Origin of the sequence: Kineothrix sp. IPX-CK, from assembly GCF_039134705.1 — a bacterium.
Taxonomy (GTDB): Bacteria; Bacillota; Clostridia; order Lachnospirales; family Lachnospiraceae; genus Kineothrix; species Kineothrix sedimenti.
The window spans coordinates 864,304-878,336 of sequence record NZ_CP146256.1 but is presented as its reverse complement, the minus strand read 5'-3'; the positions used below and the strand labels follow the sequence as shown (position 1 = coordinate 878,336).

8 protein-coding genes and 1 other annotated feature are annotated in these 14,033 nt (G+C 45.7%); all 8 genes read right to left on the bottom strand.

What is annotated here, in order from left to right; genetic code table 11:
• Nucleotides 1-98: 98 nt before the first annotated feature.
• Nucleotides 99-2,216 (bottom strand): elongation factor G, encoded by a 2,118-nt coding sequence (fusA, locus tag V6984_RS04070; RefSeq protein ID WP_342758529.1) that lies wholly within the window; start codon nucleotides 2,214-2,216, stop codon nucleotides 99-101.
• Between the two features lie 14 nt (nucleotides 2,217-2,230).
• On the bottom strand, nucleotides 2,231-2,701 hold the full coding sequence (gene rpsG, locus V6984_RS04065; protein WP_342758528.1) for a 30S ribosomal protein S7: 471 nt from the start codon (nucleotides 2,699-2,701) through the stop codon (nucleotides 2,231-2,233).
• 166 nt (nucleotides 2,702-2,867) lie between these two features.
• On the bottom strand, nucleotides 2,868-3,287 hold the full coding sequence (rpsL, locus tag V6984_RS04060; RefSeq protein WP_031390997.1) for a 30S ribosomal protein S12: 420 nt from the start codon (nucleotides 3,285-3,287) through the stop codon (nucleotides 2,868-2,870).
• Between the two features lie 179 nt (nucleotides 3,288-3,466).
• Entirely contained in the window at nucleotides 3,467-7,123 is a 3,657-nt protein-coding gene (rpoC, locus tag V6984_RS04055; RefSeq protein ID WP_342758527.1) for a DNA-directed RNA polymerase subunit beta', read from the bottom strand.
• An 80-nt stretch (nucleotides 7,124-7,203) separates the two neighbouring features.
• A complete protein-coding gene (locus tag V6984_RS04050; RefSeq protein WP_342758526.1) occupies nucleotides 7,204-11,073 on the bottom strand; it encodes a DNA-directed RNA polymerase subunit beta in 3,870 nt (1,289 codons plus the stop codon).
• Between the two features lie 317 nt (nucleotides 11,074-11,390).
• Nucleotides 11,391-11,771 (bottom strand): 50S ribosomal protein L7/L12, encoded by a 381-nt coding sequence (gene rplL / locus V6984_RS04045; RefSeq protein WP_342758525.1) that lies wholly within the window; start codon nucleotides 11,769-11,771, stop codon nucleotides 11,391-11,393.
• A 63-nt stretch (nucleotides 11,772-11,834) separates the two neighbouring features.
• A complete protein-coding gene (rplJ, locus tag V6984_RS04040; protein WP_342758524.1) occupies nucleotides 11,835-12,452 on the bottom strand; it encodes a 50S ribosomal protein L10 in 618 nt (205 codons plus the stop codon).
• Between the two features lie 59 nt (nucleotides 12,453-12,511).
• Nucleotides 12,512-12,665, bottom strand: a sequence feature (ribosomal protein L10 leader region).
• A 67-nt stretch (nucleotides 12,666-12,732) separates the two neighbouring features.
• Entirely contained in the window at nucleotides 12,733-13,992 is a 1,260-nt protein-coding gene (locus V6984_RS04035) for a CapA family protein (protein ID WP_342758523.1), read from the bottom strand.
• Nucleotides 13,993-14,033: the final 41 nt, after the last annotated feature.

Genomic DNA, 14,033 nt, shown 5'->3' with positions numbered 1-14,033 from the left:
TAACAATATAATTTTATTTTTTTCGATTAACTCGGCTACCTTTGATTATATTAAATAATACCAAGTTTTTCAAGCACTATTTATGTCCTGCAGTTTGATTATTTTGACTTAGCTGCCAGAACCTTTTCCTGTACGCTCTTCGGTACCTGCTCGTATTTCTCAAAGAACATGGAATAGTTACCTCGTCCCTGTGTCTTGGAACGTAAGTCAGTAGCATATCCGAACATCTCAGCAAGCGGAACATAACCTCTTACCATCTTACCGCCTCCGATGTCCTCCATACCTTCGATACGTCCGCGCCTGGAGTTGATATCACCGATAACATCACCCATGTAGTCTTCAGGCATCGTAACTTCTACCTTCATGATAGGCTCCAAAAGTACCGGATTCGCTTTCTTCATAGCTTCCTTGAATGCCATGGAACCTGCAATATGGAATGCCATTTCGGAAGAGTCGACTTCGTGGTAGGAACCGTCATAAACGTTAGCGTGTACACCGAGTACGGGGAATCCGCCAAGAACACCTGACTTGGAAGCCTCTTCGATACCTTCGCCTACAGCCGGGATGTACTCCTTCGGAATAGCACCGCCCACAACTGTGGATTCGAATTTGAAGATTTCCTCGCCGTTAGGATCCATAGGCTCGAATTTAACCTTACAATGTCCGTACTGTCCACGGCCACCGGACTGTTTTGCATACTTGTAATCCTGATCCACAGGTTTTGTAAACGTCTCTTTGTAAGAAACCTGAGGAGCGCCTACGTTAGCTTCTACCTTGAATTCACGAAGAAGTCTGTCTACGATGATTTCCAGATGGAGCTCGCCCATACCTGCAATAATCGTCTGTCCGGTCTCCGGATTTGTGTGAGCACGGAATGTAGGATCTTCTTCCGCAAGTTTTGCCAAAGCTTCACCCATTTTACCCTGTCCTGCTTTCGTCTTAGGCTCGATTGCCAACTCGATAACCGGTTCAGGGAATTCCATGGATTCGAGAATTACCGGATGCTGCTCATCACAGATAGTATCGCCAGTCGTTGTAACTTTAAATCCTACCGCTGCAGCGATGTCGCCGGAGTAAACCTTATCTAACTCCGCCCTCTTGTTCGCGTGCATCTGAAGAATACGTCCAACACGTTCTTTTTTATCCTTTGTTGCATTCAGTACATAAGAACCTGAGTTCACCGTACCGGAATAAACTCTGAAGAATGCCAGTTTACCTACAAACGGGTCAGCCATAATCTTGAATGCCAAAGCAGAGAAAGGTTCTTCATCGGAAGAGTGTCTTTCCACTTCATTGCCGTCCAAATCGACACCCTTAATAGCCGGGATGTCTGTAGGAGCGGGCATGAACTCCAAGACTGCGTTTAAAAGCTTCTGAACGCCTTTGTTTCTATAAGCGGTACCGCAGCATACGGGTATTGCAGTACACTCGCAGGTTCCTTTTCTCAAAGCTGCTTTCAACTGCTCATTGGTCGGCTCTTCGCCTTCCAAATACATCATCATCAAGTCGTCATCCAACTCGCTGATCTTTTCTACTAATTCCGAGCGATAGAGCTCAGCATCATCTTTCATATCGTCCGGAATATCTACGATAGAAATGTCCTCGCCCTTTTCGTCATTATAAATATATGCTTTCATTTCAAACAAATCAATGATTCCTTTGAAACTGTCTTCTTTACCTATCGGTAACTGGATGCAGATAGCATTCTTACCAAGTCTTGTCTTGATCTGCTCTACTGCTCCATAGAAGTTCGCACCCAAAATGTCCATCTTATTGATGAATGCCATTCTCGGTACATTATAGGTGTCAGCCTGACGCCATACGTTTTCAGATTGAGGCTCTACACCACCCTTTGCACAAAATACGCCTACTGCGCCATCGAGTACACGGAGTGAACGCTCAACCTCTACCGTAAAGTCAACGTGTCCTGGCGTATCGATAATATTGATACGATGTTCCAATGCTCCAGGCTTCGCTTGCGTGCCTTCCTGCAATGTCCAGTGACAAGTTGTTGCGGCTGATGTTATTGTAATACCTCTTTCCTGTTCCTGCTCCATCCAGTCCATGGTAGCAGTACCTTCGTGAGTATCACCAATCTTATAATTAACACCGGTATAAAACAAGATACGTTCCGTAAGAGTCGTCTTACCCGCATCAATGTGAGCCATAATACCGATGTTTCTGGTTCTCTCTAATGGATATTCTCTTCCAGCCAAGGGTTATTCCTCCTTTAGAATCTATAATGCGCAAACGCCTTATTAGCTTCTGCCATTTTGTGCATATCTTCTTTTTTCTTAACGGATGCTCCTGTATTATTAGAAGCATCAAGAATTTCATTTGCTAATCTTTCCTGCATCGTCTTCTCGCCTCTTTTACGAGAATAAGATGTCAGCCAACGAAGAGCAAGAGCCTGACGTCTGTCTGTTCTTACCTCGATCGGAACCTGATAAGTAGCACCACCGATACGTCTAGCCTTTACTTCGAGAACAGGCATAATATTATTCATAGCTTCTTCGAACACCTCGAGAGCCGGCTTGCCTGCCTTTTCTTCTACTGTCGCAAATGCTCCATATACGATTTTCTGAGCAACGCCTTTCTTACCGTCTAACATGATGTTATTGATAAGCTTGGTTACTACCTTATTATCGTATAAAGGATCTGCTAATACATCTCTTTTTTGAATATGTCCTTTACGTGGCACGATTCTTCCCTCCTTATTAGTCTCCATTTATTAATATATCGATAAATGGATTGATAATTCAACGGTACTCACTTGCTAATGTGTTCGTGCTGTCATTATGCTTATATTGATATATCAATAACAGAATTCCAACACAAATTAGTTATGCTGTAGTACTAGGTCCTAATTATTTACCAGCCTTAGGTCTCTTTGCTCCATATTTGGAACGAGCCTGTCTTCTATTAGCGACTCCCGCAGTATCGAGCGTACCTCTGATTACATGGTATCTTGTACCCGGTAAGTCCTTTACTCTACCGCCTCTGATAAGAACAACGCTGTGCTCCTGCAGATTGTGGCCTTCTCCCGGAATGTAGCTCGTTACTTCGATTCCGTTAGAAAGACGAACTCTGGCGATTTTTCTAAGGGCTGAGTTAGGTTTCTTAGGAGTTGCTGTCTTAACAGCTGTACAAACACCCCTTTTCTGAGGAGAAGAAGTTTCGATTGCTTTCTTATGAAGAGAGTTGTAACCCTTCTGGAGAGCAGGTGCTGTTGACTTCTTTTCTGATGTCTGACGTCCTTTTCTTACTAACTGGTTAAATGTTGGCATTCTGTTTCACCTCCTATGGTATAAACTTATGATTTTCTTGTGTCGCATCCGATCCGTTTCAGTATTTATTAAAATGCGCAAAAAAAGAAAACGCATCTGCATGCACACTTTGTTAGTATAAGTGGTTGCAGATGCGTTGTCAATATTTTTTTTATATTTTGAAACGTTTTCCTATAAACTTAGACTTCTGTTTCTTCGAAATTCTCTTCTTCAGCATATAAATCGCCAAAAGTCATCTCTTCATCGAAAAGACCGTCCTCATCAAAGGAAATTGTACCCATCAGATTGTTGTCCGTATCCAGCGAGGTGCTGCGGTATCTCTTCATACCCGTTCCCGCAGGAATCAGCTTACCGATGATAACATTTTCCTTAAGACCGATCAGCGGATCTACTTTTCCTTTGATTGCCGCTTCGGTAAGAACCTTCGTGGTCTCCTGGAAGGAAGCTGCGGAAAGAAAGGAATTGGTGGCCAGAGACGCCTTAGTAATGCCGAGCATTACCTGCTTGCCCTCCGCCGGTTCTTTGCCTTCTTCTATCAGCTTATCATTCATATCCTCGAAGTCCAGGATATCCACCAGAGTTCCCGGCAGGTATTCCGCATCGCCATTGTTCTCGATACGTATCTTCTTGAGCATCTGGCGTACGATGACCTCGATATGCTTATCACTGATATCAACACCCTGAAGACGATATACACGCTGTACCTCGCGAAGCATATAATCCTGAACTGGGCGCACGCCCTTGATCTTCAGCAAATCATGAGGATTCACACTTCCTTCTGTCAGCTCGTCGCCGGCCTCAAGCACCGTTCCGTCCAAAATCTTTATTCTGGATCCATAGGGAATGAGATAAGTCTTAGTCTCTCCCGTTTCCTCGTTAGTTATGATGATTTCGCGCTTCTTCTTCGTATCCTTAATGGTTGCTATGCCACCAAATTCTGCAATGATCGCAAGTCCCTTGGGCTTTCTCGCTTCGAAAAGCTCCTCGACACGGGGAAGACCCTGTGTGATATCATCGCCCGCAACGCCGCCTGTATGGAAAGTACGCATGGTAAGCTGTGTACCGGGTTCACCGATTGACTGTGCCGCGATAATTCCGACTGCTTCACCTACCTGTACAGCCTCGCCCGTTGCCATGTTGGCGCCATAGCACTTCGCACATATTCCATTGTGCGAACGGCAGGTAAGAATCGTACGGATTTTGACCGCTTCCAAAGGTTCACCCTTTTCATTCACGCCGACGCTCATGATCTTAGCTGCGCGGCTGGGAGTTATCATATGATTTTTCTTTACGATCAGATTACCGTCTCTATCTTTTACATCCTCGCAGGCATATCTGCCATTGATTCTGTCTTTCAAGCCTTCGATTGTTTCTTTTCCATCCATGAAAGCCTTTACGACCATTCCCGGAATCTCTTCTCTGCCTTCGCAGCAGTCCACTTCGCGAATGATAAGCTCCTGAGAAACGTCGACCATACGCCTTGTCAGGTATCCTGAGTCAGCAGTACGAAGTGCCGTATCCGACAGACCCTTGCGGGCACCGTGTGCGGACATGAAGTACTCCAAAACGTCCAGCCCTTCACGGAAGTTGGATTTAATAGGAAGTTCAATGGTTCTACCGGTAGTATCCGCCATAAGTCCACGCATACCTGCCAGCTGCTTAATCTGCTGATTGGAACCACGGGCTCCGGAGTCGGCCATCATGAAGATGTTGTTGTACTTATCCAGTCCTGTCAGAAGAACTTCTGTCAGCTCTTTATCCGTCTCGTTCCATGTTTCCACAACGGCACGGTATCTTTCTTCCTCCGTAATAAGACCCCTTCTGAAATTCTGGGAAATCTTATCTACCGTTAACTGAGCCTCATTCAACATTTCCTGCTTCTGCTCCGGCACCGTCATGTCGGAAATGGAAACCGTCATCGCCGCCTTGGTAGAATATTTATATCCGGTGGATTTAATTAAGTCCAGTACCTCTGCTGTCTTGGAAGCACCGTGTGTATTAATAACTTTTTCGAGGATCTGCTTTAACTGCTTTTTGCCTACATGGAAATCTACTTCCAGCTTCAGAAGGTTCTCAGGGTCGGTTCTGTCCACGAATCCCAAATCCTGAGGAAGTATCTCATTGAATAAAAAGCGTCCCAGTGTGGATTCCACATTTTCGCTCACTTCTTCGCCTTTTTCATTCTTCCTCGTCACCTTTACCTTGATTCTGGAATGCAAGGTACAGAAGCCGTTTTCATAAGCGAGAATAGCTTCGTTTACGTTCTTATAGAACTTGCCTTCTCCTACCGCGCCCGGTCTTTCCTGTGTCAAATAGTAGATGCCGAGGACCATATCCTGTGAAGGAACGGCTACCGGCCCGCCGTCGGACGGCTTAAGCAGATTGTTAGGCGAAAGCAGAAGGAAACGGCACTCCGCCTGCGCTTCCACGGAAAGCGGAAGGTGTACGGCCATCTGGTCACCATCGAAATCGGCATTAAATGCGGTACATACGAGAGGATGGAGCTTGATCGCCTTACCCTCTACGAGAATAGGCTCAAATGCCTGAATTCCCAGTCTGTGCAGCGTAGGAGCACGGTTAAGCATAACCGGATGCTCTTTAATCACTTCCTCCAAGACATCCCATACCTGCGAATCCAGTCTCTCTACCAGCTTCTTTGCATTTTTAATATTCTGCGAAATACCTCTCCCTACCAATTCTTTCATAACGAAAGGTTTGAAAAGCTCAATCGCCATCTCCTTCGGAAGACCGCACTGATAAATCTTAAGCTCCGGCCCTACAACGATAACGGAACGTCCCGAGTAATCGACACGCTTTCCGAGCAGGTTCTGACGGAAACGTCCGGACTTACCCTTTAACATATCGGAAAGAGACTTTAAGGCTCTGTTGCCCGGCCCCGTTACCGGCCGTCCGCGGCGGCCGTTATCGATAAGTGCATCTACGGCCTCCTGAAGCATTCTCTTCTCGTTGCGCACGATGATATCGGGAGCGCCAAGCTCGAGGAGTCTCTTCAGACGATTATTTCTATTAATAATTCTTCTATATAAGTCATTTAGGTCGGAGGTCGCAAAGCGTCCGCCGTCCAGCTGTACCATAGGACGCAAATCCGGAGGAATTACCGGAACCGCATCCATAATCATCCACTCCGGGCGATTTCCGGATTCTCTGAAGGCTTCTACTACCTCCAGTCTCTTAATAATTCTCGCTCTCTTTTGCCCCGTGGATTCTTTTAAGCCAGTTTTTAATTCTACCGATTCCGTTTCGAGGTCGATAGCCTGAAGCAACTCTTTGATTGCCTCTGCACCCATACCTACACGGAACTTATTTCCCCACGTCTCTCTCGAATCCTGATATTCTCTTTCAGACAACACCTGCTTGTATTCCAAGTCGGTTTCGCCCGCATCCAATACAATATAGGAAGCGAAATACAACACTTTTTCAAGCACTCTCGGGGATAAGTCGAGAATCAAACCCATACGGCTGGGGATTCCCTTAAAATACCAAATGTGGGATACCGGGGCCGCCAGTTCGATGTGTCCCATACGCTCCCTGCGCACGCTGGCCTTCGTTACCTCTACGCCGCAGCGGTCGCAGACAACGCCCTTATATCTGATTTTCTTATATTTACCGCAATGACATTCCCAGTCTTTGCTGGGTCCAAAAATCTTCTCACAAAACAAACCTTCTTTTTCCGGCTTCAATGTTCTGTAATTGATGGTCTCCGGCTTTAACACTTCTCCTCTGGACCATTCTCTGATTTTCTCGGGCGATGCTAAACCGATCTTAATCGCATCAAACGTCATAGGCTGATACATTTCCTGTTTTGTTTCTGACATTTTGGGTACTCCTTCCAGATATTATGTCACTACTGAGCCTGTAGCTTCATAGCGACAATTGATGCCGTTCGGCAATGGTCTTACTCACCAAAAGACTCTACAAATTCAGCTTCTTCCTCTAACTCCAAGTCTATATCATCATCCAGATCTTCCTCGTCGTCGGAGCTTACCAGTTCGCCGCTGTCCTCATCGAATTCCTGCTTCTGATATCCCAAGGAACCCAATGGCTCTTTCTCATAATCATAGCCTCTGGATTCGCCTTCGATCTCATAGCGGTAATCTGTATCGCCGTAATCGATGGTCTCCATAATCTCGACCTCGCTCTGGTCCTCGCGGAGTACACGAACATCGAGTCCAAGAGACTGCAATTCTTTCAAGAGCACCTTGAAGGATTCAGGAATACCGGGCTCAGGTATATTATCGCCTTTAATGATGGCTTCGTAGGTCTTTACACGTCCTACGACATCATCGGATTTCACAGTAAGAATCTCCTGAAGTGTATAGGATGCGCCGTATGCTTCCAAAGCCCAAACTTCCATTTCACCGAATCTCTGTCCGCCGAACTGCGCTTTACCGCCAAGAGGCTGCTGGGTTACCAAAGAGTACGGTCCCGTTGAACGGGCATGGATCTTGTCATCTACCAAGTGGTGGAGCTTCAGGTAGTGCATGTGGCCGATAGTTACCGAACTGTCGAAATATTCGCCGGTCCTTCCGTCACGCAGCCTTACTTTACCGTCTCTGGAAATAGGAACTCCCTTCCAAAGCGCTCTATGGTCTCTGTTCTCGGATAAATATTCCATTACCTCAGGAAGCAGCTCATTTTTATATTTCTTCTCAAAATCTTCCCATGTCAAATTCACATAATCGTTGGCAAGATCAAGCGTATCCATAATATCGTTCTCGTTAGCGCCGTCAAATACCGGAGTCGCAACGTTGAAGCCCAGTGCCTTCGCTGCAAGCGAAAGATGGATTTCAAGTACCTGTCCAATGTTCATACGGGAAGGTACACCCAAAGGATTGAGCACGATGTCGAGAGGGCGTCCATTAGGCAGATAAGGCATATCTTCTACAGGAAGCACGCGGGAAACAACACCCTTATTACCGTGACGTCCTGCCATTTTATCTCCTACGGAAATCTTTCTCTTCTGAGCGATATAAATGCGCACGGCCTGATTTACACCGGGCGACAGCTCATCGCCATTCTCTCTTGTGAACACCTTGGCATCTACAACAATACCATATTCACCGTGAGGAACCTTAAGGGAGGTATCCCTTACTTCTCTCGCCTTTTCGCCGAAAATCGCGCGAAGAAGCCTTTCTTCCGCCGTAAGCTCCGTCTCTCCCTTAGGAGTAACCTTGCCTACCAGAATATCTCCGGCGCGAACCTCCGCACCAATTCTGATAATTCCTCTATCATCCAAATCCTTCAGCGCATCATCGCCCACGCCCGGTACGTCTCTCGTAATTTCTTCCGGGCCCAGTTTGGTATCGCGGGCTTCTGCTTCATATTCCTCGATATGAACAGAGGTATAAACATCCTCCTGTACGAGCCTCTCGCTCAGAAGAACAGCATCTTCATAATTATAGCCTTCCCAGGTCATGAAACCGATCAGGGGATTCTTGCCAAGTGCTAACTCGCCGTCTGCAGTGGAAGGACCGTCTGCAATTACCTGACCTTTTTCCACATGGTTGCCCTTAAAAACAATAGGCTTCTGGTTGTAGCAGTTGGACTGGTTACTTCTGGAGAACTTCGTAAGACGATATTCATCTCTCTCCCCATCATCGTAAGTCATCTTAATGAGCCTTGAGGATACATAATCCACTGTGCCCGATTTCCTCGCAACAATACAAACGCCGGAGTCAACCGCCGCCTTCGGTTCCATACCTGTTCCTACAGCAGGAGCCTCGGTAGTCAAAAGGGGCACGGCCTGACGCTGCATGTTGGATCCCATCAGCGCACGGTTCGCATCGTCATTCTCCAAGAAAGGAATGAGAGCCGTCGCAACCGAAAATACCATCTTAGGCGATACATCCATATACTCATACATAGCCTTGGGATATTCAGACGTTTCGTCTTTATAACGGCCGGAAACAGTATTTCTTATGAAATATCCTTTGTCGTCCAACGCTTCGTTAGCCTGAGCTACATGATAATTATCTTCTTCATCTGCCGTCATGTAAACGACATCATCCGTTACACGCGGGTTAGCTGCATCGGACCTATCGATAATACGATAAGGAGCCTCCACAAAACCATATTCGTTAATTCTCGCATAAGTTGCGAGAGAGTTGATCAAACCGATGTTAGGACCTTCCGGCGTCTCGATGGGGCACATTCTTCCATAATGAGAATAATGAACGTCGCGGACCTCAAATCCGGCACGGTCTCTGGACAAACCACCGGGACCCAGCGCAGAAAGACGTCTCTTATGAGTAAGCTCGCCCAGAGGGTTGTTCTGATCCATGAACTGGGACAACTGGGAGGAACCGAAAAATTCCTTCACGGCAGCCTGCACCGGCTTAATATTAATGAGCACCTGCGGAGAAACTTCTTCCGAATCGTGAGTCGTCATTCTCTCACGAACAACTCTTTCCAGTCTGGACAGACCGATCCTGTATTGGTTCTGGAGAAGTTCTCCTACCGCTCTGATACGTCTGTTGCCCAAATGGTCGATATCGTCGTCATTACCAATACCATATTCCAAATGGATATTGTAATTAATGGAAGCGATAATGTCTTCCTTCGTAATATGCTTCGGTACAAGTTCATGTACATTCTTCTTAATCGCATCCGCAAGAGCTTCCGGATCGTCACCGTATTCTTCGAGAATCTGCTGCAAAACGGGATAATATACCAGTTCTGAAATGCCAAGCTCCCTTGGATTGCAGTCCACGAAATTTGTAATATCCACCATCATATTGGAAAGAACCTTAACGTTCTTCTCCTCCGTCTGGATATATACATAAGGAACCGCTGCATTCTGAATAGCGTCGGCAAGCTTTGCCGTCGCTTTCGTACCGGCAGCCGCCAAGATTTCGCCAGTAGTCACATCCACTACATCCTCTGCAAGGATGTGATGTCTGATTCTATTCTTCAATGCTAATTTTTTGTTAAATTTATACCTTCCAACTTTCGCCAAATCATATCTTCTGGGGTCGAAAAACATTGCGGTAATCAAACTCTCCGCACTCTCTACGCTTAAAGGTTCTCCCGGACGGATCTTTTTGTATAACTCTAACAGACCCTCCTGATAATTCTCAGCAGTGTCCTTTCCAAAGCTCGCCTCAATCTTGGGTTCGTCACCGAAAAGCTCTCTTATTTCATCGTTGGTACCGACTCCTAACGCTCTGATCAATACAGTAATCGGTACTTTCCTCGTTCTATCTACACGTACATAAAAAACATCATTGGAATCAGTCTCGTATTCCAGCCATGCACCACGGTTAGGAATAACAGTGGAAGAAAACAGACGCTTACCGATCTTATCGTGTCCAATGGCATAATAAATGCCAGGGGAACGTACCAACTGGCTAACGATAACACGCTCCGCTCCGTTGATAACGAAGGTCCCCGTCTCAGTCATTAACGGAAGATCTCCCATAAAAATCTCATGTTCGCTGATTTCTTCTTTCTCCTTATTATAAAGGCGAACCTTAACTTTTAACGGTGCCGCATAAGTCGCATCTCTTTCTTTGCACTTTTCAATAGAATATTTAACATCATCTTCACACAATTCGAAGCTGACGAATTCCAGACTTAAGTGTCCGCTATAATCCGCAATTGGAGATATATCGTCAAAGACTTCTTTTAAGCCTTCTGAGAGAAACCATTTATAGGAGTCCTTTTGAACTTCTATAAGATTGGGCATCTCCAAAACCTCTTTTTGCCGTGAATAACTCATACGTATGTTCTTGCCTGAGGCAATAGGACGTATTCTGTTCTTTTCCATTGACATTTCACCCCGTTCTTTATAATTTACTAAAAGTATCCACACCTTAACACAATAGTGCATCATCCATTCTACTACAAGAATTTTGTATAGTCAAGAAATTTTTGAAAAAATTAAGACAAATGGACTTTAGCGAACAAAAGTACCATCCGCTCGTACAATTGATGTTTGGCATCACAGCTTTTGTTCCGCTCATACGACTGCGGTTTCTGCTGAACTGCTTTTTATATAATAGGAAAATCTGAGGTTTTCCTATTATATAAAAAGGGCGGTATCCGACTTTCGGATACCGCTGTATATCTTCTGGTAAAATATAATTATTTGATTGTAACTTTAGCGCCTTCTGCTTCCAGTTTCGCTTTGATGTCTTCAGCATCCTGCTTGGAAGTAGCTTCTTTTACCATCTTAGGAGCAGTGTCAACTAAGTCTTTAGCTTCTTTCAAGCCAAGGCCTGTAGCTTCACGTACAACCTTGATAACCTTAACCTTGTTAGGGCCAACTTCTGTAAGTTCAACGTCGAATTCTGTCTTCTCTTCTTCTGCTGCTGCGCCGTCGCCTGCACCTGCTGCTGCAACTACAACACCTGCTGCTGCGGATACGCCGAATTCTTCTTCGCAAGCTTTTACCAAATCATTTAATTCTAATACTGTTAACTCTTTAATAGCTTCAATAAGTTCCTGAGCTGTTAATTTTGCCATTTTCATTTACCTCCATTATAATTTTGTAAGTTTCAATTAATTTTTATTTTCTGATTTTATTTCTTATTCAGCAGGAGCTTCTTCAACCGGTGCTACTGCTTCTTCAACCGGCGCTTCTTCTGCTGCGGGTGCTGCTTCCTCTGTTGCTTCTACTGCCGGAGCCGCTTCTTCTGCTGCCGGTGTATCGCATGCGGATGCGCCGCCTTTTTCTGCCAGCTGGTTCATGACACGAGCAAAGTTCGTAATCGGAGACTGGATACTTCCAAGTAACTTGGAGAGCAGTTCTTCTCTTGAAGGAACCTTAGCGATTTCGGCAATGCCGTTCGCATCGTATGCAGAACCTTCAACCACACCACCTTTGATCTCGAGCTTAGTTGCTTCCTTCGCAAATTTGCACAGTACTCTAGCCGGTGCCGTAGCATCGCTTGTAGAGATCGCAATCGCGCTGGGGCCCTCCAGATACGGAGCAAGCGCTTCGAAGTCTGTTCCCTTAAACGCGAAATTCATCATCGTGTTCTTGTAAACCTTGTAAGTAATTCCCTCTTCGCGAAGCTGCTTGCGAAGTCTTGTATCCTGCTCTACCGTAAGTCCGCGGTAATCCACGAGCACTACTGACTGCGCATCTTTAATGTTTGCGGAAATTTCTTCTACAACGGGTTGTTTCAATTCAACTTTTGCCACTTTTTCTACCTCCTTATAGATTTGTAAGGGCTTTGGCCCTCTTCTTGCCGATAGGAGTTTTATACATATAAAAAACCTCTCTGAAGACAGAAAGGTTTAAAGTCACAATACATCATCAACTCTTCTCCTCGGTAGGCGATACACTTACGCCGCAGGAACAGATGACTGTTCACATTCGGCACCTACTGTCTTCGGCACGGTCAAAACGACCTTTATTAATATAATATATTTCTCCGCATTTTGTCAAGCATTTTATGACAACACTTTTTCAAATTCTATATTAATTTATAAATCCTTCTTCGTCTATGTTCACACCGGGAGAGATAGAGCGCATATAGGCAAGTACTCTTTCCTTTTCCTCCCCTTCCAGCAAAGAGGTCCTGCAGTCCTTTTGGAGGGCCGGAATGAACTTAAGGCTTTTTAATCCATTCGCATCGATGGCGGCTTTTACCAGGCAGGTATCCACCTGTTTGGAGTTGAACCAGAAATTGCCGAGGCTGTATACCACAGGAACTCCATCCACATATTGAATGGGCTGGAGACAGTGGGGATGATCGCCGATAATCAAATCTGCTCCCGCTTCCACTATTTTCGGTGCCTGATCCAGCTGGGCGGGGTCAGGCTCCTCCGTATTCTCTGTTCCCCAATGAATATATACCACCACAAAATCGCTGTTTTCCTTCGCCGCCTTTACCGCTTCCAAAAGGCCCTCAGGATTCCAGCACCGGAATACTCCCGCAGAGTTATCCGTCGCGCCCTTGGTATCGGGATTGTCCAGACGCTCAATTTGGGTAGCGGACAAATATGCTATTTTTATATCGTTGATAATGAAGTAGACAGGCTTTGCTGCTTCCTCCAGATTACGGCCCGCCCCTACATAGGGCATCCCTGCCTCTTTTAAAATATCCAGGGAATCCAGAAGCGCTGTTTCTCCGTAATCGTACGCATGATTATTAGCAAGCGATACGATATCCACCCCCATATCGTCCAAAAGACTTACGGATTCAGGCTTTGCACGGAAGGTGAACTGTTTCTCCGGCGTCGGCGTTCCTCTGTCGGAATAAGGGAATTCATTGTTCAGCATTAAAATATCTGCGCTCTTCATTTCATCCAGCAGCTCCGCAGATATGCTGTCATAGATGCCGTTTGTCCTCTGCAGCAGTTTTACCATAACGCTGTAACTCGGATCGAACAGTATATCCCCGCCAAAGGACAGCGTTACCTCTTCAGCCGATGCTGCCTCCTTCGTATAAATATTGTTCCGAGCCATATACTCTTCATCCGCCAGGATCTCTCCATAGCGTCCGCTTGGAGTAAGCGCCTCTTCCCCTGCCTTCGCCTCCGGTATTTTCTCCGAAAACATATGCGAAACGGCCTCCGACAATCCGGAGGGTGAAAGTGTCACCGCGTCTGCTTTCCCCACAATGGCATTATATATCAATATTCCTGCAACTCCTGCAATCACCACTCCGGCAAAGGTTATCCAGAAGGTTAGCACGATATTCAGAAAGTGAATTTTTCTTCTCCGGGTTCTCTTCATCTGTTATGAGCTCCTGCTGATTTTTATAGCAACAATGTAAT